The sequence below is a fragment of the Aliidongia sp. genome, assembly GCF_035943795.1.
In the GTDB taxonomy this organism is placed as follows: domain Bacteria; phylum Pseudomonadota; class Alphaproteobacteria; order ATCC43930; family CGMCC-115725; genus Aliidongia.
Genome location: NZ_DASZBY010000050.1, coordinates 1 through 26,466 on the forward strand (window position 1 = coordinate 1; position 26,466 = coordinate 26,466).

General features: G+C 67.0%; 28 protein-coding genes and 1 tRNA gene. 9 read left to right on the forward strand and 20 right to left on the reverse strand.

Features of this window, described 5'->3' with window-relative positions:
- Positions 1–182: 182 nt before the first annotated feature.
- From VGV37_RS08275 to VGV37_RS08295, 5 genes are all read right to left on the reverse strand, one after another.
- Positions 183–851, reverse strand: a complete 669-nt coding sequence (locus VGV37_RS08275; RefSeq protein WP_326879178.1) for a gamma carbonic anhydrase family protein — start codon at positions 849–851, stop codon at positions 183–185.
- Positions 845–1,366, reverse strand: a complete 522-nt coding sequence (locus VGV37_RS08280) for a MarR family winged helix-turn-helix transcriptional regulator (protein ID WP_326879179.1) — start codon at positions 1,364–1,366, stop codon at positions 845–847. Before VGV37_RS08280 ends, VGV37_RS08275 begins: the two co-directional genes overlap by 7 nt.
- A 62-nt stretch (positions 1,367–1,428) precedes the next feature.
- Complete coding sequence (locus VGV37_RS08285; RefSeq protein ID WP_326879180.1) at positions 1,429–2,208, reverse strand: serine protease; 780 nt, start codon at positions 2,206–2,208, stop codon at positions 1,429–1,431.
- 16 nt (positions 2,209–2,224) lie between these two features.
- Entirely contained in the window at positions 2,225–2,974 is a 750-nt protein-coding gene (locus tag VGV37_RS08290) for a tRNA1(Val) (adenine(37)-N6)-methyltransferase (protein WP_326879181.1), read from the reverse strand.
- 10 nt (positions 2,975–2,984) lie between these two features.
- On the reverse strand, positions 2,985–3,203 hold the full coding sequence (locus VGV37_RS08295; RefSeq protein ID WP_326879182.1) for a DUF2007 domain-containing protein: 219 nt from the start codon (positions 3,201–3,203) through the stop codon (positions 2,985–2,987).
- Positions 3,204–3,458: 255 nt separating this feature from the next.
- On the opposite strand from VGV37_RS08295, the gene VGV37_RS08300 reads away from it, so the two are divergent.
- Both VGV37_RS08300 and VGV37_RS08305 read left to right on the forward strand, forming a co-directional pair.
- Positions 3,459–4,472, forward strand: coding sequence for a polyprenyl synthetase family protein (locus tag VGV37_RS08300; RefSeq protein ID WP_414637952.1), 1,014 nt, complete (start codon positions 3,459–3,461; stop codon positions 4,470–4,472).
- A 71-nt stretch (positions 4,473–4,543) separates the two neighbouring features.
- A tRNA-Pro gene (locus tag VGV37_RS08305) sits at positions 4,544–4,620 on the forward strand.
- An 80-nt stretch (positions 4,621–4,700) separates the two neighbouring features.
- Here the strand turns inward: VGV37_RS08305 and VGV37_RS08310 are convergent.
- On the reverse strand, positions 4,701–5,627 hold the full coding sequence (locus tag VGV37_RS08310) for a glycosyltransferase family 2 protein (RefSeq protein WP_326879183.1): 927 nt from the start codon (positions 5,625–5,627) through the stop codon (positions 4,701–4,703).
- A 231-nt stretch (positions 5,628–5,858) separates the two neighbouring features.
- Between VGV37_RS08310 and VGV37_RS08315 the strand changes: the two genes are divergently transcribed.
- Positions 5,859–6,131, forward strand: coding sequence for a hypothetical protein (locus VGV37_RS08315; protein WP_326879184.1), 273 nt, complete (start codon positions 5,859–5,861; stop codon positions 6,129–6,131).
- A gap of 6 nt (positions 6,132–6,137) precedes the next feature.
- Here the strand turns inward: VGV37_RS08315 and VGV37_RS08320 are convergent, their stop codons facing one another.
- Positions 6,138–8,699, reverse strand: a complete 2,562-nt coding sequence (locus VGV37_RS08320; RefSeq protein ID WP_326879185.1) for an ATP-binding protein — start codon at positions 8,697–8,699, stop codon at positions 6,138–6,140.
- Positions 8,700–8,937: 238 nt separating this feature from the next.
- On the opposite strand from VGV37_RS08320, the gene VGV37_RS08325 reads away from it, so the two are divergent.
- Positions 8,938–9,996 (forward strand): G1 family glutamic endopeptidase, encoded by a 1,059-nt coding sequence (locus tag VGV37_RS08325; RefSeq protein WP_326879186.1) that lies wholly within the window; start codon positions 8,938–8,940, stop codon positions 9,994–9,996.
- A gap of 76 nt (positions 9,997–10,072) precedes the next feature.
- Here the strand turns inward: VGV37_RS08325 and denD are convergent, their stop codons facing one another.
- The 10 genes from denD to VGV37_RS08375 form a co-directional block, all read right to left on the reverse strand.
- On the reverse strand, positions 10,073–11,044 hold the full coding sequence (denD, locus tag VGV37_RS08330) for a D-erythronate dehydrogenase (protein ID WP_326879187.1): 972 nt from the start codon (positions 11,042–11,044) through the stop codon (positions 10,073–10,075).
- Between the two features lie 225 nt (positions 11,045–11,269).
- Complete coding sequence (locus tag VGV37_RS08335; protein WP_326879188.1) at positions 11,270–12,235, reverse strand: oligopeptide/dipeptide ABC transporter ATP-binding protein; 966 nt, start codon at positions 12,233–12,235, stop codon at positions 11,270–11,272.
- Positions 12,235–13,254: an ABC transporter ATP-binding protein gene (locus VGV37_RS08340; RefSeq protein ID WP_326879189.1), complete on the reverse strand. Its 1,020-nt coding sequence runs from the start codon at positions 13,252–13,254 to the stop codon at positions 12,235–12,237. Before VGV37_RS08340 ends, VGV37_RS08335 begins: the two co-directional genes overlap by 1 nt.
- Entirely contained in the window at positions 13,251–14,108 is an 858-nt protein-coding gene (locus VGV37_RS08345) for an ABC transporter permease (protein ID WP_326879190.1), read from the reverse strand. The genes VGV37_RS08340 and VGV37_RS08345 overlap by 4 nt, the downstream gene beginning before the upstream one ends.
- A gap of 1 nt (position 14,109) precedes the next feature.
- Entirely contained in the window at positions 14,110–15,117 is a 1,008-nt protein-coding gene (locus VGV37_RS08350) for an ABC transporter permease (RefSeq protein WP_326879191.1), read from the reverse strand.
- Between the two features lie 109 nt (positions 15,118–15,226).
- The gene (locus tag VGV37_RS08355) at positions 15,227–16,774 is read right to left on the reverse strand and encodes an ABC transporter substrate-binding protein (RefSeq protein ID WP_326879192.1); all 1,548 of its coding nucleotides are present in this window, start codon (positions 16,772–16,774) and stop codon (positions 15,227–15,229) included.
- Positions 16,775–16,829: 55 nt separating this feature from the next.
- Positions 16,830–17,942 (reverse strand): FAD-binding oxidoreductase, encoded by a 1,113-nt coding sequence (locus tag VGV37_RS08360; RefSeq protein WP_326879193.1) that lies wholly within the window; start codon positions 17,940–17,942, stop codon positions 16,830–16,832.
- Positions 17,939–19,312, reverse strand: a complete 1,374-nt coding sequence (locus VGV37_RS08365) for an NAD(P)/FAD-dependent oxidoreductase (protein ID WP_326879194.1) — start codon at positions 19,310–19,312, stop codon at positions 17,939–17,941. Before VGV37_RS08365 ends, VGV37_RS08360 begins: the two co-directional genes overlap by 4 nt.
- The gene (locus tag VGV37_RS08370; protein ID WP_326879195.1) at positions 19,305–19,607 is read right to left on the reverse strand and encodes a (2Fe-2S)-binding protein; all 303 of its coding nucleotides are present in this window, start codon (positions 19,605–19,607) and stop codon (positions 19,305–19,307) included. Before VGV37_RS08370 ends, VGV37_RS08365 begins: the two co-directional genes overlap by 8 nt.
- Positions 19,604–20,299 carry an SDR family NAD(P)-dependent oxidoreductase gene (locus VGV37_RS08375; RefSeq protein WP_326879196.1) on the reverse strand — a complete coding sequence of 232 codons (696 nt, stop codon included), beginning with the start codon at positions 20,297–20,299 and terminating at the stop codon, positions 19,604–19,606. The genes VGV37_RS08370 and VGV37_RS08375 overlap by 4 nt, the downstream gene beginning before the upstream one ends.
- Before the next feature lie 115 nt (positions 20,300–20,414).
- Here VGV37_RS08375 and VGV37_RS08380 point away from each other — a divergent pair, with 115 nt between their 5' ends.
- From VGV37_RS08380 to VGV37_RS08400, 5 genes are all read left to right on the forward strand, one after another.
- The gene (locus VGV37_RS08380; protein ID WP_326879197.1) at positions 20,415–21,170 is read left to right on the forward strand and encodes an IclR family transcriptional regulator; all 756 of its coding nucleotides are present in this window, start codon (positions 20,415–20,417) and stop codon (positions 21,168–21,170) included.
- 535 nt (positions 21,171–21,705) lie between these two features.
- Positions 21,706–22,323 carry a PEP-CTERM sorting domain-containing protein gene (locus VGV37_RS08385; RefSeq protein WP_326879198.1) on the forward strand — a complete coding sequence of 206 codons (618 nt, stop codon included), beginning with the start codon at positions 21,706–21,708 and terminating at the stop codon, positions 22,321–22,323.
- A gap of 81 nt (positions 22,324–22,404) precedes the next feature.
- Positions 22,405–22,935, forward strand: coding sequence for a phage tail protein (locus tag VGV37_RS08390; protein WP_326879200.1), 531 nt, complete (start codon positions 22,405–22,407; stop codon positions 22,933–22,935).
- 74 nt (positions 22,936–23,009) lie between these two features.
- Positions 23,010–23,561 (forward strand): phage tail protein, encoded by a 552-nt coding sequence (locus VGV37_RS08395; protein ID WP_326879201.1) that lies wholly within the window; start codon positions 23,010–23,012, stop codon positions 23,559–23,561.
- Between the two features lie 29 nt (positions 23,562–23,590).
- Positions 23,591–24,133: a phage tail protein gene (locus VGV37_RS08400; protein ID WP_326879202.1), complete on the forward strand. Its 543-nt coding sequence runs from the start codon at positions 23,591–23,593 to the stop codon at positions 24,131–24,133.
- A gap of 15 nt (positions 24,134–24,148) precedes the next feature.
- Here the strand turns inward: VGV37_RS08400 and VGV37_RS08405 are convergent, their stop codons facing one another.
- The 3 genes from VGV37_RS08405 to VGV37_RS08415 are packed head-to-tail and all read right to left on the reverse strand — an operon-like array spanning position 24,149 to position 26,273.
- Positions 24,149–24,436, reverse strand: coding sequence for a DUF6916 family protein (locus VGV37_RS08405; RefSeq protein WP_326879203.1), 288 nt, complete (start codon positions 24,434–24,436; stop codon positions 24,149–24,151).
- On the reverse strand, positions 24,433–25,449 hold the full coding sequence (locus VGV37_RS08410; RefSeq protein WP_326879204.1) for a sulfotransferase: 1,017 nt from the start codon (positions 25,447–25,449) through the stop codon (positions 24,433–24,435). The genes VGV37_RS08405 and VGV37_RS08410 overlap by 4 nt, the downstream gene beginning before the upstream one ends.
- The gene (locus VGV37_RS08415) at positions 25,446–26,273 is read right to left on the reverse strand and encodes an aspartyl/asparaginyl beta-hydroxylase domain-containing protein (RefSeq protein ID WP_326879205.1); all 828 of its coding nucleotides are present in this window, start codon (positions 26,271–26,273) and stop codon (positions 25,446–25,448) included. Before VGV37_RS08415 ends, VGV37_RS08410 begins: the two co-directional genes overlap by 4 nt.
- Positions 26,274–26,466: the final 193 nt, after the last annotated feature.

Sequence of the window (26,466 nt, forward strand, 5' to 3'; positions counted from 1 at the left end):
GTCCTTCAGGCGGAACGCCCGCTCGATCGGCTCGGCCAGCCCGGCCATCGACAGGCTCTTGCCACGCAGGCCGCCGCGCGTGGCGATGACGCCGTCGAGCCGCAGCACGGCGACGACGGGCGGCGGAAGCGGCAGGTGCCCCCCGGAAAGGCGATGGAGAAGGGTGCGAAGGCTCATGATGGTCAGGGAGATGGGGTGAGTGCGGCGGAATCTCCAGAGCGCGTCCGATCGTCGTCAATGTCACCCGGAGCTTGGATCGCCAGATCCGCTGCATGGGTGCCCAGCGCCTCGGATAGCCGCCGGGTCACCTGGACCATCAGATCCGGCTCAGTCCGGTCGAAACCATAGACCCAGAGCGGAAAATTAAGCGGCGCCTGCAATGCCGCAATTTCGTCGTGCCGATCGGGCGACAGGATGCGCGCTGGATCGCCGACGGCAATCCAGCCGATCGGCACGGTCACGCCCGGCGCGAGCCGCGTGCGCAGATGCACGGTGGCGTGAATGCGGACTTCCGCCCTTCGGCCGAGATGCGCGCCATGGAACACGGCCGCCCCGGTCGCAATGAACACTTCATCTTCCAGCACGGCGCCGGCGATATGCGCATTGGGGCCGATCAGGCAATGATCGCCGATGGTGCAGGTGTGGCGGCGGCTGGCGCGCACCACCGCATTCTCCATGACGATGCAGTTCCGGCCGATCCTGATGGCGCCGCCCGCCTCGCCGACGAGACGGGCGCCGTGCAGGATGCGGGCGCCGGGGCCGATCACGACATCGCCGCACACCGTGGCGTCGGGCGCCACCCAAGCGGAAGGATCAATGCGCGGCCCGACGCCGTCGTGGGCGATCAACATCTTCCATTCCTTTCGGATTGTCGTTCGATCTCGGTCGCGCGCGTCCCGACCGGGCAGCGTGGTCCGTCGCATGTCGTGTGGTCGCACATCCGGCAGACGGTGCGGGCGAAGGCCCGGGACGTCGTCGCCGCAGCCAGCACCTGATCCACGGCCCGCTCGAACGCGGCCTGATCCGGTTCCGGCAAGGCGGCGAGCAGACGATCCAGCACTTTGAGCCGCGCCGTGAGCAGAGACTGCGCCCGTGTTGCTCCTGCCTCCGTCAACGCCAGCGGGACTGTCCGCCCGATCCGGTCGTGACGGTCGACCCAACCGCGCCGGACCAGGCCGTCCAACAGCCGGACGGCGGTCGGTTGGGCCACTGCCGCCACCTTGGCCAACTGGGTGACGGTCAGGTTCGGGCTTTGGTGCAGCGTGAGCAACAGGGCCGCCGCACTCGGCGACAGTTCGCCCAGCGCGGCGTCGGTCGCGTCGGAAATCAGCACGCCGAGCGCGCCGAGCTTGTTGGCATTACTCATATGCATAGCCTATGCATATTATACGCACAGTCAAGCGCAGTCTGCTCGATCCCGCATCGTCTCTAACGGAAACAGAACACTTGAACGAGGCTATCCGCGATCGGACGGGTCGGCATGCCCAGTGTTTCGACGCCGTTCTGATTGAGGAACGCGATCAGGTCCCGGGACGAAACGGCCAGTCCCAGTCCCTCTGGAATTCCCAGCAGGACCAGTTCGGGATCGTGGGCCGGCCGGCCCTTGAAGGCGATGCCGAGCACCGCGCCATGCGCATCGACGATCGGTCCGCCGCTGAAACCCGGCGCGGCATCGCCCAGAAAGTCCCACAGGTGGAACTGCAGGACGTCGTCCGGTCGCGACGCGACGAGATGCGCGATCGGGCTGGCCGCAGGATGGGGCGCCATTGTGCCGTCCGGATATCCCAGCAGAGTCACGGCACCGGATGTCTCGACCTCGCCGCCCCTTCCATAGGGCACGCCCGCAATCTCGGCATCGTCGGGCCAGAGATCGCTGAACCGGGCGGGCGGCCAAGGCGCCCCGATCAGCGGGGCGGCTTCCAGCAGGGCGACGTCGAGTTCGAGCGCGCCATGGGAAGGGCCGGAGGCCTTGATCCGCGCCGGAACCGCCCGAAACCGGTCGGACGCTGCGGCGAGCCGGATCACCTTGCAGCCCCGGACCACATGCCCCGCCGTCAGCACGAGCCCATCGGCGACGATGACGCCGGTCCCGTTGGTCGCGACCATGCCGGGCGCCGGCCAGGGGCCGCTGAAGGCAGTCCAATCCGGGCTGGCCCCGTCACAGGCGGCAAGCAAAACCGTGGCGGCAAAGGGGGCAAACCGCTTCATCGAACAGCCCGGCCGCCTACAGCACCAACCCCCAGCCGTCCCGCAGCACGGCCTCGGCCTCGGCGGTGAACTTGCCGTCGGCCGCATGCAGGATCAGGCCGGGCGCCAGCCGGGTCGGCGTCGCGATGTCGCGCCGCGCGCGGACCAGCACGCGTTTCGCCGGCTTGCCGATCGCCGGCCACAGCGGGAACACGACGATCTCGCCGGCCCGACCATGCAGCTCGGTCAGCAGCCCGTCGATCCGGTCGGCCCGGTGGATGAAGGTCACCGTGCCCTTGGGCCGCACCATCGACAGGGCGAAACGCACCCAGGCCTTGAGATCGGCCGCCCCCTCGCCGACCGCGGCGCGGCGCGCCTCGTTCTCGGGCAGGGTCGCGGTGCCGGCTTCCAGGTAGGGCGGATTGGCGATGACATGGTCGAAGCCGCTGGGCGCCAGGCGCGGCGGCGGGTTGAGGATGTCGCCGAACACGAACGCGACCGTCGCCTCCAGTTCGTTGAGCGCCGCATTCTCGCCGGCGATGCGCACCAGGTCGCGCTGCAGCTCGAGACCGGTGACGCGAATGCCCGGCACCCGGCGGGCGAGGCACAGCGCCGCGGCCCCGGTTCCGGTGCCGATGTCGAGCACGCTGTCGCGCACGGTCGCCGGTACGCTGGCCGCCAGCAGCACCGGGTCGATCGCCGCGCGGAACCCGTCCGCCGGCTGGCGCAGCACGACGCGGCCACCCATCAGCTTGTCCTCGGTCTGGCCGCCGGTCGGCTGCGTCATCGGGCACCCCTCACCCCGGTCCCTCACGGGCAAGCTCGCCGGCCTCGACCAGCAGCCGGCGGGCCTGGGCGAAATCCTCATCATCGACCATCAGCCGCGGCGGAAAGGCGGCACCCCAGGTCGCATTCATGTTGCGATCCAGCACCAGCACCTCGATGCCCGCCTCGCCCAGCAGCGCCTCGAGGAAGCTCAGGCGCACGAAATCGGCGGAGCGAAGCAGTTCCTTCATGCCGCCGCCCGGGCGATGGCGCCCAGCACGGATGAGACCTGCGGCAGATGCGCGCGAAAGAGGTAAGGCACCGGATGAACTGCTCGCTCGGATCTGTTAGGTGTACCCTGGCTGGGCCGGGCTCGTCGGGGCGGTGCCGCGACGCGGCTTGACCCTCCCTTCCCGCACTCTATTCTGCCGGGCGGCAACCTGTCATGCCCCATGGGGATCGAGCGGACGGAAGGCGTGAGCTTGGGAGTAGATGGATTGGCAGCAATGCCCGGTTTGACGAATACGGCGGAAGCGGCGCGCAAGCCGGATATGAGCGCCCTGTCGGCGCTCGTCGATTCGGACCTGAAGCGCGTCAATGCGCTGATTCTCGACCGGATGCAGAGCCCGGTCGCGCTCATTCCCCAACTGGCCGGCCATATCATCGCCGCCGGCGGCAAGCGCCTGAGGCCCATGCTGACCCTGGCGTCGGCCAAGCTGGTGGGCTATCGCGGCGACCGGCACCTGGCGCTGTCGGCCGCGGTCGAGTTCATCCATACCGCCACCCTGCTGCATGACGACGTGGTCGATGCCAGCGACCTGCGCCGCGGGCTTGCCACCGCGAACGCGGTCTGGGGCAACAAGCCATCGGTCCTGGTCGGTGATTTCCTGTTCAGCCGCGCCTTCCAGCTGATGGTCGAGGACGGCTCGCTCGACGTGCTGCGCATCCTGTCCGGCGCCTCCGCCGTGATCGCCGAGGGCGAGGTGCTGCAGCTCGTCACCGCGAACGACATCGAGACGACCGAGGAAGCCTATCTCCAGGTCATCGGCGCCAAGACCGCCGTGCTGTTCGCCGCCGCGAGCGAGATCGGCGCCGTGGTCGCCGGCCGGCCGGAAGAGGAGATCAAGGCGCTTGCCCGGTTCGGCCAGAGCCTGGGCATGGCGTTCCAGCTGATCGACGACATGCTGGATTTCTCGGCGCGCGAGGCGGAGCTGGGCAAATCGGTCGGCGACGATTTCCGCGACGGCAAGATGACCCTGCCGATCGTGCTCGCCCTGAAGGCCGCCGACGATACCGAGCGCGCCTTCTGGCGCCGCACGCTCGAGGAGCAGGAGCAGACCGACGCCGACCTGGGCCACGCCATCGGCCTGCTGCGCAAACACGGCACCCTGGACGCCACGATGGAGCGCGCCCGCTTCTATGCCGAGGATGCCGCCGCCGCCCTGATGCTGTTCCCCGACCAGCCGATTCGGCGCGCGCTGCTGGACGTAATCGAGTTTTGTTTGCAACGGGGTTACTAGCAGCCATGCGGGTCGATGATGCCTGTTGCAGTCGGCCCATGAGCTGTCTATAACCCGGCTCCTGCGCACGGCGGAGTGTAGCTCAGCCTGGTAGAGCACTAGCTTCGGGAGCTAGGGGCCGGAGGTTCGAATCCTCTCACTCCGACCAAACCGGACGCGGGACAAGACGAAGAGAAACAAGGGGCTTGGCCGGTTACGGTCGGGCCCCTTTTCTTTTGCGCGATCGGATCAGAGCCAACTCTCGGGGATGAGAGCGACGATCGCCGCTGCCGTCCTGGCCAGCCTGGTCGCAATCGTCCTGGTCCGGCGCTTCAGCTTCCTTGCGACGCGGCGCGGACCCGGCAGGCATGCCTGGAATACCGGCACATCCGGCAGGTATTCGATATGGACCTCGGACGCCCCGTCGGCATTTCGCCGAACCGTGTAGAATTTGCTGTGATAAAGGCGTTGGTGCCGCAGACGCGCGCGATAATCGCGATTGTTCCAATGCGAGACCTGCGGATGGGAGGTATCGAAGTAGACGTCGTCCTCTTCCTCCCGCGTGTACCAGTCCAGGTGCAACGCCTCGAACGGCTCGTAGACCCGCAGGCCCGGTTTATGTCTGCGGAACGACGCGCCGGCGCGATGGACGGCGAAAGTCGTATCGACCCCGCCCGACAGCACGGCGACCTCGCCGGCCGAGGTCTGCACGAACGCAGGCCTGCGTCGCCAGAACTGTTCGATGTGGGCTTCCATGACGCTGTTGAACAGCGGGTACGATCGCGGGATGTCGCGGATGCGCAGCATCGGCCCGACGCATTCGACATGCCGGAACCGATCCAGCAGTTCTTCATAGAGATCGAGGGCGCGCGGATCGGCGACGGACAGGTCGATGTCGCAGTCGCTGACCGCATAGGCCGACAGTCGGCCCCGCTCCGCGAAATACGCCTGGACCGTCCGGTCCACCTCGTTCAACGCGTCGGCCGATGCGATCGAGGGAAAGCGGAACACCCGGATGCCGCCTCGCTCCAGGTCGTCGAGGATCGCCAGGGTGGACGGGTCCGTGCTGCCGTTGTCGTGGATGACGATCTCGGTCCGCCGCGCTTGCCGCCCGATCGCGGCGATGGCTCGCTGCAGCATGGCGCCGCGGTTGAACGAGATGAGGAAAACCGGCATCGCCGTTCCAAAAGGGCGAAGGTCGCGGTCCGGCTCTTGGAGAAGTTGCATCTGATCACCCGAACGAAGGGCCAGCCGAACGACGTGCGCCAAATATCTTGCCACGACAGCCTCCGCACGCAACAGGAGACCGGCTTCACAGGTCCCGCGCCCGGCCATGTGGCATACCGAGATACCTGGTATTTCACCCCGGATTAACTTACGATTAACCATATTCATCGGGAGGCGGTCATGGTCAATTCGACGGCGAACGTGTTGAAGGGCAAGATCAAGCGCATCACCCACAACCCGCCCTACATGCTGGCGACGATCGAGCTCGATCCGAACGCCACGCAGGAGATTACGGTTTCCTACCTGCCGGTCGGTGGAACCGCCAAGGAGCCGGTGACCGGCACCGAGCCGCAGGCGGCTGCCGACCCGGCCGCAGCCGCGCCGCTGACCCAGGGCGATGGTGTCACGGTCCTGGTGCCGGTGCCGAACGCTGTGATCATGCGGGGCTTCTGAACCCTGTCATTCCGGCGCCGGAAGCAGTTCCCGCACCACGAAGGACACGGCATCGTCCTCGCTCCATCGGGCACCCTCCGCGGCGGCGGCGGCGATGCGTTCCGCCGCCAGGGCTCCGGTCAGCCGGGACCAGAGCCGGTCGCGGATCTGCCGCTCCGTCGGTTGCAGGGTTTCGCCGGCAGCGTCGAAGCCGGCATCGACGAAGCCCAGCAGGCGAGCGGCCTGGATCGGGTTGCCGTCCAATGCGCCCAGCAGCGCCCATTGCAGCAGGCAGACGCGAACGATGAAGCCGCCTTCCTCGCGGACCAGCGACAGGGCTTCGCCGGCGACCGGCCGTGCCTCCTCGCCATTGCCCTGCGCCAGCAGGTAGGACGCGAGATTGCCGAGCGCCCAGCCGAGTTCCGCGCGCACGCCGGCCTGGCGCAGCCGGCGCACGGTCTCCCGGCCGCGCTCGACCGCCTGATCGACCTGGCCCAGGCTGAACTCGACCTCGGCCAGGTTGGCGAGGATCAGGGCCTCGCGCGTCAGGTTCCGCTGCGATCGGGCGAGCGCCAGCGCCGTCTCGAAATGCGTCCGCGCTTCGGTCAGGCGGTTTCCGAGCAGCGCCAGCGAACCCAGGTTGTTCATGACGTTGAACAAGGATTTCGGTGACGAGGACGACACCAGGATCGTCTTCGCGACCGACAACGCCGCCGCCGCCTTTGCCTCCTGCCCCAGGCGAATGTGGATGCTGGCCATGAAGGCCTGCACCGCACCCAGGCCGAGCGGATCGGACTGCCGGCGATACAGATCGCTCGACCGCTGCAGCAAGGTCATCGCCCGCTCATGGTCGACGGCATGCCAGAACAGGCCGGCATAGCGCAGCAGGCGCGCCGCGTCGGGCGAGGGATCGCCGGTTTCGACGAATTCGAGCGCCCGGTCGGTATGGGCCCGGCCCTCGGCGACGAGCGACAGCACCAGCCACAGCAGCGCGCTGGCGCCGGCCAGCTTGACCGCGAGCGGCCGACGGTCGGCAGCCCCGAAGGCCCAGTCGAGCGCCGCCCGCACATTGTCCAGATCTGGCACGTGGCGCTCCAGCCATTCCTTGTCCGGCGTGGTCTCCCACGCAGCGCTCGCCTCGTCGAACGAGGCCGCGAAATATTGCGCATGGCGCGCGGCTATTTCTGCCGCCTCGCCGCTCTCGTCGAGCCTTTCGAGCGCATAGAGCCGCAGGGTTTCAAGCAGGCGGTAGCGCGGCCGATCCCGGCCCTCGACGACGACCAGGGATTTGTCGACGAGCCGGCTCAGGCCTTCGATCGTGTCGTAGAGCGTCTTGCCGTCGCTCGACACGACCGCCGACGCCGCTTCCAGCGTGAAACCGCCGACGAAGATGGCCAGGCGCCGAAACACCGCCGCACTGGTCGGGTCGAGCAGGCCATGGCTCCAGGCGACGGTGTCGCGCAGGGTCTGGTGGCGAGCCTCGAGCGTGCGCGGTCCTGTCGTCAGCACATGCAGACGGTCGCCCAGGCGGTTGCGCAATTCCTCGACCCCGAACATCGGGACGCGTGCCGCAGCCATCTCCAGGGCGAGTGGAATGCCGTCGAGTTCCCGGCAGATCTCCGCGATGGCCGCCATGTTGGTCGCGACCAGTTCGAAGCGGCGATCCAAGGCGCGGACCCGGGCGATGAACAGTTCGATGGCGCCGAAGCGATGGATGTCCCGGGCGTCGGCCGGCGGCAATTCGAGGGGATCGAGGCGAAACACCTGTTCCCATCGGCTGCGCAGGTTTTCCTGGCTGGTCGCGAGAGCCGCGACCGCCGGTGCCTGCCGCAGCAGCGCGTCGATCAGTTCCACCACCGCCGGCAACACATGCTCGCAATTGTCGAACAGCAGCAGCAGCGAACGCTGGCGGATCGCCGTCGCGACGGTATCGACCGACAGGCCGGCCGCGCCCGGGACGACCGAAAGGACGGTCGCGGTCGCGGCAAGCACCATCGCCGGGCTGGTGAGCGGCGCCAGATCGACCAGCCAGACGCCGTCCGGGTAGCGCGGGCGCAAGGCGTCGGCCAGCGCGACCGCGAGCCGGGTCTTGCCGATCCCACTCGGCCCGGTGATCGTCAGCAGGCGATGCCGTTCGCTCAACTCATGCAGTTCGGCCAATTCCGAGCCCCGGCCGATGAGCGGCGTCGTGGCGTCAGGCAGGTTCGATGTCGGCAAGACCATATCGGCCGGCGCCTCGGGCACGTCGAGCGACGCCGAGGCGCCCATCGCCGGGTCGTCCTCGACCGGACCGGTGAACTGATAGCCGCGTCCGGGGATCGTCGCAATCCGCGCCGCGCCAATCGTTTTGCGCAAGGCCGAGATATGGACGGTGAGATTGTTCTCTTCGACGAAAGTATCCGGCCATACCAAGGTCATCAGTTCGTCCTTCGGGACGATCCGCTTCCGTCGTTCGACCAGGACCGAGAGAATGTCGATGGCACGCGATGAGAGGTGGACCGGACCGTCCGGCCCGATCAGCGCCCGCCGGTCCGCCGGAAGATAGAAATCCCCGAATCGATAGGGTCGCGCCGACTGCTCTGCCGCCATTCATGCTCCTTCCGCGGCCGATACGGCCCACCAGATGCGAAAGTTGCGACGACGGCGGTCTTGGCGCTGCCGGTCAGGGATCAGAGTACCGCGATCCAGCGCGGCGCGCGACCCCCTGGAGTCATCCCGCCGTTAGCAAACTTTAGCATCCTTTAGACCGGCGCTTAAAGATCCGGAGCCGCCCCCGGCGTCATGGTCCGGGTGTCGGCGATCATGCCGATCCGCATTAAGGGGCTTCATGATGCTTTCGATTGGCAAAGACCTCGTCAAGATCTCCGCCGGTCTCGTGATCTTGTCCGGCTGCTTCTCCTCGACCCTCGCCTTCGCCGCCGAGCCGGCGACGCGGGAGGTGCCGCTCAACCTGCCGGGCGCCCGGACCTACGTGGATCCGCCGGCCGCGTTCAATCCGCTGACGGCACCCGACGCCGACCTGGCACTCTATGGCTTCCCGCCCCGTCCCGACGCCACCAAGTCGCCGGCGACGTTCGCCACCTGGCAAAAGGCCATGGCCGCTTCGCAGAACCATGTCGTCCCCGCGCTCGAGCAGACGCAGATCATGCATGGCCCGGCGAACAAGTCGGCCTCAGTCAAGAACACGAGCTCGTCCTACAATTGGAGCGGCTATGTCCTGACCAACCAGGCGTCGAGCTACGGTTCATCGTCCTACTATTTCCTGGTCTCGGACTATATCGTGCCGATCGCCGAGCAGGCCTTCGGGACCTGCAACAACGGCTGGGACTATTCCTCGACCTGGGCCGGTATCGACGGCTGGTCGAACGGCGACGTGCTGCAGGCGGGCACCGAGTCCGACGCCTATTGCTACGGCAACAGCTCCTCCAAGGCGACCTACTATTCGGCCTGGTACGAATGGTATCCGTACGGCGAAGTCCGGATCGGCAATTTCCCGATCGCGCCGGGCGACGACATCTTCGTCGAGGTCTGGAGCACCAGCAACACGGCGGGCCATGCCTATATGGTGAACTACACCAACAACACTTACGTCAACATCGCTTTCTCTGCACCGCCGGGAACCCATCTGGTCGGCAACAGTGCCGAGTGGGTCGTCGAGCGCCCGTCCGTCGGCGGTCGCCTCGCCAACCTCACCAACTACGTGTCGGACGTGCTGTGGGCCGCCGACGCCTATGATTTCGGCTATCGTGCGGGCTCACCCGGCGCACCGGGCGCGTCGAGCTCGATCCCGGTCCAGATGCTGGACAACAACGGGGCGGTGATCTCCTACCCGACCTTGATCGGCCCGGCCGCCTTCGTCGCCAACGACACCGGATCCGCCCGTTAGGTCGATCCTGCGATCCTGCGGACCTTCGCATTCCGGCCACGGGTCTTCCCGTGGCCGGACGCGTCTTGGGCGAGCCCTATTTGCCCATCTCATCCTGCTGGTAGATCCGGATGATCTCCTCGAAGCTGGCATCGGCCTTGAAGCCGAGCGCCAGCGCCCGCTTCGGATCGAAATTGCGCGACCAGCCATCGACGATGTTCCGGATCGTCTGGTCCGGCTCTTCGCGGATCAGCGCAACCGCCGCGTCGCCCGCGACCTTGCGCAACGCCTCGATCTGCTCGGCCACCGTCACCGAAAGGCCGGGCATGGTCAGGTTGCGGCGCGGCCCCATCTCCGCGGTATCGAGCCCGGCCGCATGCAACAGGAAGCCGATCGCGGCACGCGGCGAGGCATGCCAATGACGCACGGTCTTCGGCACCGGCAGGATCGCCTCCATACCATTCAAGGGCTCGCGGATGATGCCGGAAAAGAAACCCGAGGCCGCCTTGTTGGGCTTGCCCGGACGCACGCAGATCGTGGGCAGGCGGATGCCGACGCCGTCGACGAAGCCGCGGCGTGAATAGTCCGCCAGCAGCAGCTCGCAGATCGCCTTCTGGGTCCCGTAGCTGGTCAGCGGGGTCAGGTGGAACTCGTCGCCGATCGCGTCGGGGAACGGTGCGCCGAACACGGCGATCGACGAGGTGAACACCAGGCGCGGTTTGTAGCCGCCGCCGACCTGGCGGATGGCGTCGAGCAGCAGGCGGGTGCCATCCAGATTGATACGGTAGCCCTTGTCGAAATCCGCCTCCGCCTCGCCCGACACGATCGCGGCCAGATGGAAGATCACGTCCGGCCTGCTGGCGACCAACTGTTCCGACAGGCCCGGTTTGGAGAAATCGCCGGCGATGGCACGGGTTTCGAAGGCGGCGCCTGCCGGGGCCGCCGGCTCGACGATGTCCTGCAGCACCAGCCGGTCGATCTTCCGGCCGCCGACGCTGCCGTCCGCGACCAGGCGATCGGCCAGTTTGCGGCCGATCATCCCGGCGCCGCCGATAATCAATACTTCCATCAATCCCTCCCCGTTCGGTGCTTTGCGCAGCCGACCGGAGGAGCCTAAAGGCCTCGAGCCCGCTTCGGAAGAGCCGCGCGACAATCGACCACGGCCGGCCCCCCGGCGGGTCAGAACATCGTATTGCCATTGGCGGCAGTTTCCGGGATCGGCTGCACGACATCCCCACGCTCGACGTCCTGCGGCGATCGCGCGGCCGGCGGGACGGCAAGCTATTGGGATTCCTTACGTCTTGTCCATCAGATGACAGGCGACCCGGCGGCCCGGTGCCACTTCCTGCAACAAGGGGATCTCCTCCTTGCAGCGGGGCATGACGTGGGGACAGCGCGGATGGAAATGGCAGCCGGGCGGCGGGTTGAGCGGTGAGGCCGGGTCGCCGGTCAAGCGCACCATGGTGACCTTGTGCGCCGGGTCCGGCGTGGGCGTCGCGGCGCGCAAAGCCTGGGTATAAGGATGCAGAGGTGTATCCAGCAGCGCCTCGGCCGGCGCTTCCTCGACGATCCGCCCCAGATACATCACCGCGACGCGTTGGCAGAAATAGCGGACGACGCCCAGGTCGTGGGAGATGAACACCGAGGCGAGATTGCGCTTCTCGCGCAGCTTGTTCAGCAGCACCAGCACCTGGGCCTGGACCGACACGTCGAGCGCCGAGACCGGCTCGTCCAGGAACAGCAGTTCCGGCCCGACCGACAGCGCGCGGGCGATGCCGATGCGCTGGCGCTGGCCGCCGGAAAACTCGTGGGGATATTTATGCACGGCCTCAGCCGGCAATCCGACCTCGGCCAGCAAGGCCCGCACCCGCTCGGGCCATTCCTTCGCCTCGGCGATACCATGGACCTTCATCGGCTCGGCGAGCGTGTCGCCGATGCGCCGGCGCGGATTGAGCGAGGCATAGGGGTCCTGGAACACGATCTGCAACCGCCGGCGCAGGCGGCGCAGGTCCGGTCCCGTCGCCTTGAACAGATCGGCACCGTCGAACAGGGCCTCGCCGCCGTCGGGCTCGGTCAGCCGCAGGATAGCGCGCGCGGTCGTCGACTTGCCGCAGCCGGACTCGCCGACCAGGCCCAGCGCCTCGCCGCGCGCGACGTCGAACGAGATGCCGTCGAGTGCCTTCACGCTTTGCACCGGGCCGGAAAAGCCGAAGCCGGAGCGCACCGGGAAGGTCTTGACCAGATTCTTGATGGCGAGCATCAGGCGCCCTCCCCCTCGGCACCGGCCGGTACGCCCAGCCAGCAGCGCATGCGATGGTCCGCCCGGCCGCCGACCGGGACCAGCGGGGGACGCTCGACACAGCGCGCCATGACCTGGGGGCAGCGCGACTGGAAGCGGCAGCCGGCGGGCATCTGCAACAGGGTCGGCACCTGACCCGGGATCGGCTCCAGCGCTTCCGGCCGACGGTCGGCGCGCGGCACCGACGACAGCAGGGCAGCACTATAGGGGTGGCTCGGCCGGGCGAAGAAATCCTCGACCTGGGCGGTCTCGACCACGTCGCCGCCGTACATGACCACGACCCGCTGGGCGATCGAGGCGACGACGCCCAGATTGTGCGTGATGAACAGCACGGCCATGCCGTCCTCGGCCTGCAATTCCGCCAGCAGGTTCAGCACCTGGGCCTGGATCGTGACGTCGAGCGCCGTGGTCGGCTCGTCGGCCAGCAGCACCTTGGGCCGGCAGGCGACCGCCATGGCGATCATCACGCGCTGGCGCATGCCGCCTGAGAATTGGTGGGGATAGTCGTCGATGCGCCGGGCCGCGGCCGGAATCTGCACCCGGTTCATCAGCCGCAGCACCTCGGCCCGCGCCGCCGCGCCGTCGAGCCCGCGATGGCGCCGCAGGGTCTCGGCGATCTGGAAGCCCACCGGCAGCACCGGATTGAGGCTGGTCATCGGCTCCTGGAAGATCATCGAGACCAGGTTGCCGCGCAGGGATTCCAGCTCGCGTTCGGCGAGGCCGACCATCTCGCGCCCGTCGACCGTCACGCTGCCCGTGAGGATCTTGCCGACCTTGGCCGGCAGCAACCCCATGACCGACATCGCGGTCAGACTCTTGCCGCAACCGGACTCGCCGACCAGCGCCACCGTCTCGCGCGGTGCGACCTCGAACGAAACGCCGCGCACGGCCTCGTGCCAGGCGCCGCGGATTCTGAGACCGGTGGTCAGATCCTTGACCGCCAGCGCCGGCGGGGTTTTCAGCGGCACGACGTTGCTCACGATACCGCCGCCTTCGGGTCGGTCGCGTCGCGCAATCCGTCCCCGATCATGTTGAGGGCGAGCATGACGACCAGCACGGCCAGGCTCGGGAAAACCGCGAGCCAGGGCGCATCCAGCAGGTTCTCGAAACCCTCGCGGATGATGCTGCCCCAGGTCGCGGTCGGCGGCGGCAATCCCAGGCCGATGAAGCTCAGGCTCGCCTCGGTCCGGATCGCCGTCGCCAGCCAGAGCGAGCCCATGACGATCAGGTCGTCGAGCACGTTCGGCAGGATATGCACCAGCATGATGCGGCCGTTGGAGAAGCCCAGGGCCCGGCAGGCCTCGACGAAATCGCGTTCCTTGAGGCTCAAGGTCGGCCCGCGCGCGACCCGGGCGAACGGCGGCACGGCGGTGATCGCGATCGCCAGGATCAGGTCGCCGAGATTGGCGCCGAGCAGCGCCACGATGATCAGCCCCATGATCAACTGGGGAAAGCTCAGCAGCACGTCCATCACGGCCATCACCGTCTGGTCGAAGCGCCCGCCCAGATAGCCCGACACGATGCCGATCGTGCCGCCGACCAGCATGGAGATCGCGGTCGAGACGGCACCCACGAACAGCGAGACCCGTGCGCCCCAGATCACGCGGCTCAGCACGTCGCGGCCGAAGAAATCCGTGCCGAACCAATGCTCGGCATTGGGCGCGCCCAGGCTCAGCACCGGATCCTGGTCGTTCGGATCGAACGGCGAGATCCACGGCGCCAGCACGGCGAGCAGGATTATCAGGGCAAGGATGACCAGGCCCGCCATGAGCGAGCGGTTGCCGAGCGCCCGGCCGGCGATGCCCTTGGGTGCGGAGACGGCGGCGACGGTCATGTCAGCGCACCCGGATGCGCGGATCGACCGCGCCATAGGCGAGGTCGGTCGCGAGGTTGGCCACGACCACGACCAGGGCATAGATGACCATCAGGCCCTGCAACATCGTGTAATCGCGGTCGTTGAGCGCGCCGACGATCAGCTTGCCGAGGCCCGGCCGGTTGAACACGATCTCGGTCAGCACCGAATTGCCGATCAGGATGCCGAAATAGAGCCCGACCACGGTCACGACCGGGATGAGCGCATTGCGCAGCGCATGCCGCCAGACCACCAGCCGCGCCGTCACGCCTTTGGCGCGCGCGGTGCGGATATAATCCTCGCTCAAGGAGGCGAGCATGCCGGACCGGGTGACGCGTGCCACGTAGGCGACCATGATGAAGCCCAGGTTGAGCGCCGGCAGCACCAGGGCACGCAGATGGGCCGGCGGGTTGTTGAACGGCGCGTTGCCGATGACCGGGAACCAGGGCAGCTCGACCGCCAGCAGCAGCAGCATGAGGATGCCCGAGATGAAGGCCGGAAAGCTGAGGCCCAGCAGCGAGGTCCAGCGCGCGACCGCGTCGATCCAGCCGCCGCGATGCTGAGCGGCGAGCACGCCCAGGGGCAGCCCCATGACCACGCCAAGGAAGATGCCGAGGAACGTCAGTTCCAAGGTATAGGGCAGTACCGTCGCGACCTCGCCCCAGACCGGACGGTTGCGCACCATGGATTGGCCGAGATCGCCGCGCAGCACCTGCCCCATGAACTGCAGGTATTGGTCCCACAGCGGCACGTCGAGCCCCATGCGGTGGCGTAGCGCCACCAGCGCCTCTTCGGTCGCCTGATCGCCCAGGATGACGAGCGCCGGATCGCCCGGCACGATCCGCACCAGGACGAAGACGAGCGACAGCACGGCCCACAGCGTGGGCAAGGCCATCACGAGACGAAGGGCGACGAAACGCAGCATGTGGGCGATGGTTCTCTCTCGGTCGTCATTGAAACTCACCGTCATGCCCGGGCTTAACCCGGGCATCCACGCGCCTCCGCCTGATCGGTGTCGGCAAGAAAGGCGCGCTGCACCAAGGCGTGGATGGCCGGGTCAAGCCCGGCCATGACGGCTTAGGTTGGGTGGCGGCTTCCGATCAATCCAGCGTGGACGCCTCGGTCAGGGTCGGGCCGAGGTTGAGCGAGCCTTTGAGGTCGTAGTTGAAGTGCAGATTGGTGTGATGCGCCCAGACCTGCAGCTGCTCGAACAAGGGCACGGCACAGACGTCGTCGACGATCTTCTGCTGGGCGGTCGCCCAGAGCGCCTTCTGCTTCGCCTCGTCCGGCTCGGCCCGCGCCTCGTCGATCTCCTTATCCGCGACCGCGCAATGGGAGAAGTTCGTGGCCGCGGTCGGTGTCAGCACCGTCGAGCGCGAGTGGAAGAACTGGGTCAGATAGATGTCGTCGACCGGGAAACGGGCCGCCGAATAATACACCGCCATGCTGAGGTCCTTGCGGATCTGGGCGTGGAAGGTCGCATGGTCGACCACCTGCAGGTCGAGCGTGATGCCGGCCTGCTTCAACTGCGCCTGCACGATCTGCATGGAGTTGAGCATGGTCGGCAGGCTGGTCTGGATCGCGGTGATGGTGACGCCGTTCGGATAGCCCGCTTCCTTGAGAAGTTCCTTGGCCTTGGCGACGTCATGGGGGAACAGCTTGGCTTTGATCGTGCCCAGATAACCTGCCGGCACGACCGACAGCGCCGGCTCGGCCGTCGCCTCGCCCTTGAACTTGGCGATGCCTTCACGGTCGATGGCATAGGCGACCGCCTGCCGGACCTTGAGATTGTCGAGCGGCTTCTTGGTCTCGTTGAGCGACAGCTCGGCCAGCTCGGCCGGGCGGATCACGTCGACCACGGTCTTGGGCGCTTCCTTGGTCCGCTCGACCCATTTCTGATCCTGGCGACCGTAGAGCAGGTCCAGTTCGCCCGAGGAGAAGGCCAGGTCGCGACTGGCATCCGACGGAATGAATTTGTAATTGATGCCATCGATCTTCGGCTTGCCGCGGAAATATTTCGCGTTGGCGACCAGCGTGATGCCCTGGTTGGGCTGGTATTCCTTGATCTCGAACGGCCCGGTGCCGACCGGCATGGTGCGGAACTGGTCGCCCAGCTTCTCGACCGCCTTCTTCGAGACGACATTGCCGCCCTGGTAGTTCGAGACCAGACCCAGGAAGCCCGGCACGACCTGCTTCAGCTTGATCTGAACCGTATAGGGATCGAGCGCCTTGATGCTGTCGACATTGGCGTAGTCGGCGGCGAAGGAGGACTGGTCCTTGTTGGCCGCCCGCTCGAGCGAGAACACCACGTCCTCGGACGTCATCTCGCCATAGCCGCTCTGGAACTGCACGCCGTGGCGCAGATGGAACGTCCAGGTCAGCTTGTCGGCGGAGGATTCCCATTTCTCCGCCAGATCCGGCTCCAGGTCCTCGATCAGGACCGAGCCGGGCTTGAAGCGCACCAGCCCGTTGAACACCCAGTTCATCACGGGCTTGTCCTGGGTCGAGACCGCGCGATGCGGGTCGAGCGCGCCGATGTCAGCCGCCGCCATGCCGACGTTCAGGATCTTTTCGGCCTGTGCCGTTCCGAGCGCCAAGGGTGATGCCATGCAACACAGCGCCGCCGCGAGGATGTGAAACCGCTTCATCGTCCCTGTTCCTTTTCGTTCGCCCTTTGCGGGCATCTTGGTTCCGGATATTGAATCACTGAAAACGCGCGATTGCGAAAGCCTTGATATCGGTCGACGTCTCGCCATCGACGATCAGCTCGCACAAAACCTCGCCGACCGCGGGCCCGAGCTGGAAGCCATGGCCGGAAAAGCCGAAGGCATGCAGCAGTCGCGGATGGTGCAGGCCGGGTCCGATCACGGGGATATGATCCGGCATCTCGCCGTCGAGGCCCGACCAGGATCGGATCACCATCGCGCCCTTCAGCGCCGGGATCATGTCGATCAGCTTCGCCATCGCGGTTTCCGTGGTGGGTGCCAGGGGCCGCGCGCGATCCAGGTCGATATCACCCCAGCCGGCACCGCCGCCGAACACGACGTTGCCGCGATCGACCTGGCGCACGTAGACGTCGCCGCCGCAGACGCCGATCGAGCGCGAGATGAAGAACGGCAGCGGTTCCGTCACCGCCATGTTCGGCGCCAGCGTCGCGACCGGCGCCGGATCGCCGAACCATTCCGCGACTTTGCCGGCCCAGGCGCCGGCGACGTTGATCAGCCAGCGGCTCTCGACCCGCAGGCCGCCCGCCGCGACGGTTTCGAACGTCTCACCCCCGAAGCTCGCGGACTCGACCCGGGTCAATTCGCGGATATCGGCACCCGCACGGCGCGCGGCACGGGCGAAGGCCGGACCGACCAAGCGTGGATTGGCCTGGCCGTCGTCGGCGCACAGCGACGCGCCGACCACCTTGGGCCCCAGCCAGGGATACGCGTCGCGCACCGCGTTCGGGCCGATCAGCTTCAGATCCAGCCCATGCTCCGCGGCACCCTGCGCATAGGTTTCGAGCGTGGCCATGTCGGCTTCGGACCGCGCCAGCTTGACGTGGCCGGTCGCCTTGAATTCGCCGTCCTCGCCGACCAGCTCCGGCAAACGGTCCCACAGCGGACGGGCGCGCGCCGCCAGCGGCAATTCGGCGAAGCTGCGCCCCTGGCGCCGGACCCCGCCGAAATTGACCCCGCTCGCCCCCGCCCCGCAGAAGCCCTTGTCGAGCAGGACCACCGACAGGCCGCGCTTGCGCAAGGCCAGGGCGGCAGCACAGCCGGCCGTCCCGCCGCCGATGATGGCGACATCCGTCGTCAAACGTTCGCTCATGCCATGGTCCCTGGTGACGATTCGGCGACCGGGATCGGTTTGACCGGCGCCTGGCCGCGCAAGCGTCCGACCGCGCCGACCTCGGCCGCACGCCAATGGCTGAGCAGCTCGGTTCCCGCCGAAGCGCACATGCGCCCCTGACAGCGCCCCATGCCGAGACGGCTGTAGGCCTTGAGCCGGTTCATCTCGGATGCTTCGCGACCATCCACCTGGCGGCGCAGGTCGCCGGCGGTCACGCCCTCGCAACGGCAGATGGTCAGCGTGTCGGGAATCGACGCATGGAAACGATGGGGAAACGGAAAGGCCGCCTCGATCGCCCGACGGAAGCGCTGGATCCGGGCGAGACCGCGGTCGAGCATCGCGATCCGGCCGGCATCGACCCGGCTGCCCAGGTCGCCGAGCAGGGTCAACGCGACCCGCTCGCCGGCCAGTTCCGCCGCATCTGCGCCGGCGATACCCGCGCCGTCGCCAGCCAGATAGAGATGCCGCTCCGACGCGCGCCCTTCGGCATCCTTGACCGGCAGCCATTGGCGCGTCAGGTCGTCGAAGGCGAACGCGCAGCCGAGCAGATCGGCCAACTGGGTCTCCGAGCGCAGGCCGAAGCCGGCGCCGACCGCATCGCATTCGATCCGTCCGCCCGTGGTGCCGTGCCGCCAGGTGATCGCCTGCGGCGCCGTGGCGCCCTCGACGGCAAGGCCCTCGACACCCTCGACGATCGGAATGCCGCGCCGTTTCAGCTGCGCCAGGTAATAGAGCCCTTTGGCGAAGAGTTTTGGCAGGGTGAGCAGCCCTGGCGCCGCCTTCAGCTTGGTCAGGAAGGAGCTGGTATCCAGCACGGCCACCACCTCGGCGCCGGCCTTGGCATATTGGTAGGCGACCAGCGGCAGCAGCGGCCCGGTGCCGACGAAGGCGACGCGGCGGCCGATGGCGCAGCCCTGCGCCTTCAACGCGATCTGCGCGCCGCCCAGGCTGAACACCCCGGGCAGGGTCCAGCCGGGAAACGGAATGGACCGGTCGGTCGCCCCGGTCGCCAGGATCAGGCGATCGAACACCAGCCGTTCGGTGCCCCGCGGTCCATTGAGGTCGAGCACCCGGTCGCGGGCGTTCCACACCAGGGTTTCCGGGCGATAGTCGATCCGATCCTGCAGCCCGTCGAGCGCGCGATGGATCGAGACCGCCTTCGCCGCTTCGAAGCCGTAGAGCGCTTCCGGCGGCCGTTCGGCACCCGGCGGCGGCTGGCGGTAGATCTGGCCGCCGATCCGCATGTTCTCGTCGATCAGCACGACCGGCCGGCCGGCCCGGGCGAGCGTCGCCGCCGCGCGCACGCCGGCCGGGCCGGCGCCGATGACGACCAGGCGGGGCTCAACCATGGGGCGGCATCCATTTCGTGAACAGCGCCATATCGGGCTCGATCAGGGTCGAGCAGCCGCGGCGACGCCGGCCTTCGGCATCATGGACCCAGCACGCCTGGCAAGCACCCATCAGGCAGAAGCCGGCCCGGTCGTGGGGCGTGAAATCGCTGGCGCCCAGGCTCGGTCGGTTCAGCAGGATCGCGGTCAGCACCGTGTCGCCGGCACGCGCGGTCGCGGGCGTGCCGTCGATCGTGAAATGGATCTCGGCACCCGGCCGCTCGGCCAAGCGGACGAACTGTCCTCGGGGGCTCATAGCGTGGTCTCGTAGCGGCCGTTGACCAGCAGCTCGGCGATGGAGGCGGAGTTCGGCAGGGTTAGCAACAGCTCGACCATGCGGGCCAGATCCTCTGGGCGGATCAACTCGCCGGCCGGCAGCTCGGTATGACCGGCGATCAGGTCCGTGTCGACATAGCCCGGGCAGAGCGCGGTCGCCCGGATGCCGTGGGGCCAGCCGACCCGCCGCACGGCATGGGTCAGCGCCACCACGGCGTGCTTCGACATCTGATAGCCGACGTTGAGGCCCAGCACGCGCTTGCCCGACAGCGAGGCGAGATTGATCACACGCCCCTGCCCGCTCGCCTTCAGGTGCGGCAGGGCGGCGCGGATCACCCGGAACGGTGCCTTGACGTTGACGTCGAACAATTCGTCCAGCACCTCGTCGTCGCCGTCCTCGAGCCCGACATGGGGTGCGATGCCGGCGTTGTTGACGAGCGCGTCGATACGGCCATGGGCCTCAATCGCCTCGGCGATCCAACGGGCAGCCGCCCCGCGGTCCAGGGCGTCGTAGCGATGGGCGGTCAGCACCTCCGACGGCGCCAGGTCCCCGGTCAGAGTATCGGGCGAGCGGACGCCCAGCGCCAGACGCCAGCCGGTGGCCGCCAGACGTCGCGCAATGGCAGCGCCGATACCTCTGCTCGCTCCCGAAATCAGCGCGACCCGCTCCATCCGTCCTCCATCGTCTCACTCGGACTGCATCACGGCATGGTCGGGTCTGTCAAAGACGATTTCACATCATGATATTTATCTTCAATTGAATTCCATAATATGGAACAGTTGGATAATGGTGCCCGCCCAATCCACCCAGAAAAGCTTCGACGTGCTGCGCACGCTTGCTGCCCATGGCGCTGCCGGCGCCAGCCTGGCCCAGATCGCCGGGGCCGTAGCGCTGCCCAAGCCGACGGTGCACCGGCTGTTGGCCGCGATGGTGCAGCAGGGTTTCGCCCTGCGGTCGGCCACCGGCCGCCGCTATCAACTGGGGCCGGAGATCTATGCGCTGGCGCTCAAGTCGCAATCGACCATGGGCTTGGTCGAGATGTGGCGCGGCGCCCTGATGCGGGTGGCCGAGCGGACCGGCGACAGCGCCTTCCTGATGGTGCGCAGCGGTTACGATGCCGTGTGCCTGGCAAAGCAGGACGGCATCGTCAGCGTGCGGACCTTGACCGGCGGCATCGGCGGTCGCATCCCCCTCGGCATCGGACCGGGCAGCCTCGCGATCCTGGCAACGCTCAGCGAGGACGAGTCCGACACGATCCTGGTCCACAACGACCGGCGCCTGCGCATGCTGGTGCCCGATCTGCCCGAAAGCCTGCCGTCCTGGGTCGAGCGAATCCGCATCGACGGCTTCGCCCAATCGGGCGGCCTGTTCCTGGCCGAAGTCGGCGGCGTCGCCGTCCCGGTGCCGCGCCACCTGGGCGCGCCCGAATGCGCGATCAGCACGGCGACGCTCGCGTCGCGCCTCGATGAGGTCCGCGTGGCCGAGGTCGTCGCCATTCTCAAGGAAGAGATCGCGGCCGTCGTGGGGAAGACGGCCGGATAGGCGGATCGCTCCAGCACTACTCCAGTACTTACCGCCCCATTCCCGGGCGGCGATGGAGTTGGCGAAAAGTTGCATTTGCCCGGTCATATTCCCGTCGAAACCGAACTCCCATCACGTCGCGGATCGTCTATCTTCGATCGCCGAAATTCAAATGAATCCAAGTAATGATTTAGGCGATTCTGGAAATTCTTACACTTTCAACTATTAACCATGTCTTTTTTCTCTTATATTCCAAAAAAGATCGGTACCTGGATCCGCTCATCGCGCGCAGAATCGTGACTGAATGAGCAAACCGTCGGCCTAGGCCGGCAAGAATCTGGCTGAAATACTTGATTTTTTGGCAAACTCCCCTGGAGGGATCGGAGGATCCGGCACGCGGCGAGCGCCGCAACAGGTATCTTTTCAAGCGGTGATTATTAGTTTATCGTTACTTCATTAATAAAGAGAACGCGCAGCGGCGGTCCGGATTCCACCCGTTTTCGGGCGCCAACTTGTTGATGATCTGTCCGTCGACAGTCAACCGGGGGGACTCGTCATGCGGTTCGGCATTTATTTTGCCATTTCGTGTTTTGGGCTTGCTGCGCTCGCCGCCGCACCCGCAAGGGCCGACCTGATCGGCACGGGCACCAATACGGTCGATGCGATCTTCTACCTGGGCGACCGCGTTTCCGGCGACGCCGAGGATGAAGGCACGCAGACGATCACCAATCCCGGCGGCGCCTCGTACGCGCCGGGGGCGAACAGCGAAACGGGCATCGCCGTCGGCGGCTCGAAGATCACGCTGACCAACCAGTCGACCTTTCCGTTCTGCAGCACGGGCAACCCGTGCACCGATACCTTCACCGGGTTCGAGTTCTTCTTCTCGTCCGGCGTCGATATCACGGGCGTCTCCATCGATGCTTCGAGCGCCGCGGACTTCCTGCCGGTCGCCCTCACCCTGGTTTCGCCGACCGATCTGCGCATCAATCTGACCGGACTCGAGCCCAACCTGAACGACATCCTGGCGATCGACCTGTCGTTCCAGACCGGAGGCGGCACGGGTCCGACGCCCACGCCCGAGCCGATGAGCCTGGCGATCCTGGGTGCGGGACTGGCCGGATTGGCGGTCGCGAGGCGCCGCAAATCGGCCGCGCCGACCCAGGAAATCGCCTAGCCAGCCGACGGGCGGTCGCGCGCTTCCGCCGGAAGCGCGCCAGACGCCGCGAGCAGCGCCATCAACGCGGGGAACGAGCCCATGAGCAGTCCTATCCTCGGTCAAATCGCCGTGTTCGCCGGAAACTTCGCCCCGCAAGGCTGGGCCTTATGCAACGGGCAGATCCTGCCGATCTCGCAGAACACGGCGCTGTTCTCGATCATCGGCACCTTCTACGGCGGGAACGGCACGAGTACCTTCGCCCTCCCCGATCTACGCGGCCGCGCGACGGTGCATTCCGGCCAAGGCCCCGGTTTGTCGCCTTATGACCAGGGCGAGGCGGGCGGCAGTGAAAGCGTCGGCCTCACGGGCGGCCAGACACCCGGCCATTCGCACAATCTGATGGGTGCCACGACGGGAAACAGCGCGGCGCCCGGTCCCACCACCGTGCTCGGCGCCTCTCCGGCAACGACCTCGGCCTATATCCCCCTGCCGTCGACGGCCGGCGCCACGACCTTGGCGCCCAACGCGATAGCATTGGCCGGCACCGGTCTGCCGCACGAGAACAGGCAACCCCTTCTCGTCATGAACTACATGATCGCGGTGTTCGGGATCTTCCCCTCCCGGAATTGATGCCGGAGAGCCGGAGCAGATCGAACGCGCGGACGGGCCCGGATGGGCCGGCGACCAAAACGGAGTGAGTGACGATGCCATCGACGCCATTGTTGGGCCAGCTCATGCCCTTCGCCGGCAATTTTGCCCCCCGCGGCTGGGCCGCCTGCGCCGGGCAGTTGCTGCCGATCGCGCAGAGCACGGCACTGTTCTCGATCCTCGGCACATCCTACGGCGGGAACGGCACGACCAATTTCGCGCTCCCCGATCTGCGCGGGCGGGTTCCCGTTCACGCCGGCCAAGGGCCGGGTTTGAGCCCCTATGACCTGGGTGAACAGGACGGCGTCGAGCAGGTGACCTTGAATGGGGGCGAGTTGGGGAGCCATTCCCATGCCCTGCCGGCGCTGGCCGCCTCGGCAACCGTCGGCCCGCCGACCGGCGCCGCGCTCGCCGAGGCCCATGGTTCGGGCCGGGGCGGCGTCGGGTTCCCGATCAACCGCTACACGACCGCGACCAGTCCGCTCACCTCGCTCTCGCCCCAGGAACTGGCGGCCGCCGGTCAGTCGCAGCCGCACACCAACCTGCAGCCGTCCTTGGCAATCACCTGGTGCATCGCGCTTCAAGGAATCTTCCCCTCTCGCAATTGAGCCGTTTGGCACTTGAAGGAATGTGACGGATGTCAGAGCCATTTTTGGGCGAGTGCATGATCTTCGCCGGAAACTTCGCTCCCCAGGGTTTCGCCCTGTGCGACGGACAGCTGCTGCCGATCTCCCAGAACACGGCGCTGTTCGCGATCCTCGGCACGACCTACGGCGGGAACGGCACGACGACCTTTGCCCTGCCCGATTTCAGGGGCCGCCTGGCCGTCGGCCAGGGTCAGGGACCCGGCCTGTCGCCGTACAATGTCGGCGACCAGGTCGGCGTGGAAAGCCACGCGCTGACATCGGTGGAGATGCCGTCCCATACCCATACCGTCGCGGCGGTCGCGAATGGCACTACCCTCGGCACGAACGTGCCCGGAACGGGTGCGCTGCTGGGCTCCAGCTATGCCAACGAGGCGAACAATCCGACCGAGGCCGTCTACAGCACCGATGCGCCGACCGTCGTGCTGGGTCCGGTCGGCAACGGCGGCGGCAACCAGCCCCACGAAAACCGCATGCCCTTCCTTGCCGTCACCTGGTGCATCGCGCTGTTCGGCGTGTTTCCCAGCCGCAACTGACCATCGCCGACCGGGTCAGTTGAAGATGACCTGATAGTCTTGCTCGGCGCCTGGCGGCGTTATGATGGGAATGATGTAGAGGTCGAACGGCCCGCTATCCTCGGCTTCGACCGTATAGGCCCCCTCGGGCAGAAGCCGGTCGCGCGGGCTCTGGAAAAACAGGATGAACGGCTGACGGGCGCTGCCTCGAGGCGCGCGCCCATTTTCCGTAGCGACGAGCGTCAGCCGATCCTCGCGGCCGGCCACGGAAAATACGCGGCCGATATGCGGCGAAAAATCCTCGATGGTCAGCGGTTCTCTCATTGGGCATCCCTCCTGGTTTCCGGTTGGGTTCGAGCGTCGACGCCCAGCCGCAACGCCTCCAATTCGCGATAGACCGGACCCAGCCACCGTTCGGCGGCGGCGCGAAAGGCCGGCGGCGCCTTGCGTTGTTTTTCCACCACGTCCGGCACGAAGGCGAAGGATGGCGACTTGGAGTCGAATGTCAGCGTTTCCGCCATCAGGGCCCGTTCGGATACCGCCCATTCGGTCCCGAAATGCCGGCTGATCCTCGTCCAGAACGCGTCCGGCAATTCGCTGTAGTTGACGAGCAGGCCCGCCTTGGCGTGATCGAGCGCCGCACGACACAGCGCCGCCAGAACTTGCGCACAATAGTCGGGACCCGGCATCTGCACCGCGGCGGCGAAATCGATCCCGAACAATTCCGGCCGGATCATGCCGGGAACGGTCTGCACGCCGCGCTGCTTCATCTGCGACACCAGGACTTCGACCGGATCGCGATACAGAAACAGCCAGGGCACGGTCGGGAACGCGCGGCGGATCAGGGCCAGGTTCAACGTGTGCCAGCAGTCGAACTTGACGAACAGGCGGCGCTCGTCGCCCGCGCGGCGCTGTCCGAACGCGCCGATCACGCCACGCAGCAGACGCACCCGCTCCTCATCGCTCGTGCCGGCGGGGCCGAGGTCGGGCCGCAGGATGGCGTCGACCGGCGACGCCTCCGAGATCGCGATGTTCCGCGGACTGGCGGCCAGCATTTGCGACACCAGGGTCGAACCGCACCGGGACATGTGAAAGATGAAACCGGTCGGCGGCACCGGCCGGTGGTGGTCCAGCCAGTCCTCCAGCGTCGCGAGCGGCGTCTGCGGACGGAACAGCAGGTTGAAAGGCTTGCGGAGCTGTTGCGTTATCGTCTCGTCGAAGAACGGTTCGCTGAACCGCGCGCGCCCAAGCGGGCACCAGTCGATCCAAGGACCGTCCTCCTTCCAGTGGATCCGGATCGGGACGCAGTCGCCCAACGGAACGGCGCCATTCGTCATGACACGAGCGACCGTTCGAACCAGGTTCGCCGGGCCGCCTGCATGACTGCGCCCACATCGTCGGCGGTGAAGCGAAATCCGTGCCGGCTCCCGATCTCGACGACCAGATCGACGAAACGGTCGGCATGCTCCTCCTGCCGGAAGCTTTCCCGCAACCCGGCGTCGCGAAGCACGAGCGCGCAGAAATTTTCCAGCTGGCGCTGCGACGAGACCGATGCCGCCTCGGCCATCTGCGGCGACAGCCGCTGGACCTCGCTTTCCGCATCGTCCGGAAACCGGGACAGCAGCCAGTCGTTGACCTCGCAATCGAGCACGAGGTGGATGCGGTCCGTCGGCCCGTTGTTCTGGACCCGATGCGGGCGGGCGAAGTCCAGGTACCAGCACTCGCCCACTCCCATCGCGACGCGCGCGCCGTCCAGATAGAATTCGACGTCGGGTCCGGTCTCGAGCGGGACATGCAGGCGGATCACGCCCTGTTCGAAGCCCAGCCCATAATCGCGGTGCTCGCGAATCCGCGAACCCGGCGCGAGCCGCAGCAGCCGCGCCGACTGCAGCGGGCAGTGGAACCGGGCCAGGGCGTGCGCGAAGGCCGGAAGCGCCGCCAGGAGCGGCGTGTCGGCGTAGGCCGCCTGGGGGACCGGTTCGGGATAGAGGGCGACGGCGCTGCCGGCGACCGCGCGCAGGGCCAAGCCGGTCCATCCGTCATGATACTCGGCGTTGAAATGGGCGCCCCAGCCCGGCGTGGAAATCCGCGCCAGATCGGTCAGGAGCGAGGAGGCATCGAAGGCCAGCGACAGCCGACAAAAGCTAGCCTTCCCGAGCACGCCCTTCTCCCCGCGCGAGAAAAATCCGACTTCGCCTTACGAGCGTCCAAAATCGCGATATTCCGTCACGATAGCTGGTTTTAAACTACCAGGATAGCGCTTAGGATAGTCGAATAGCTCAGTCGGATTCTGGTTCATACGGGCGTCGTGCGTCGCTTTTACCGGAGGAAACCTATGCAGCCCATTTTCTCTT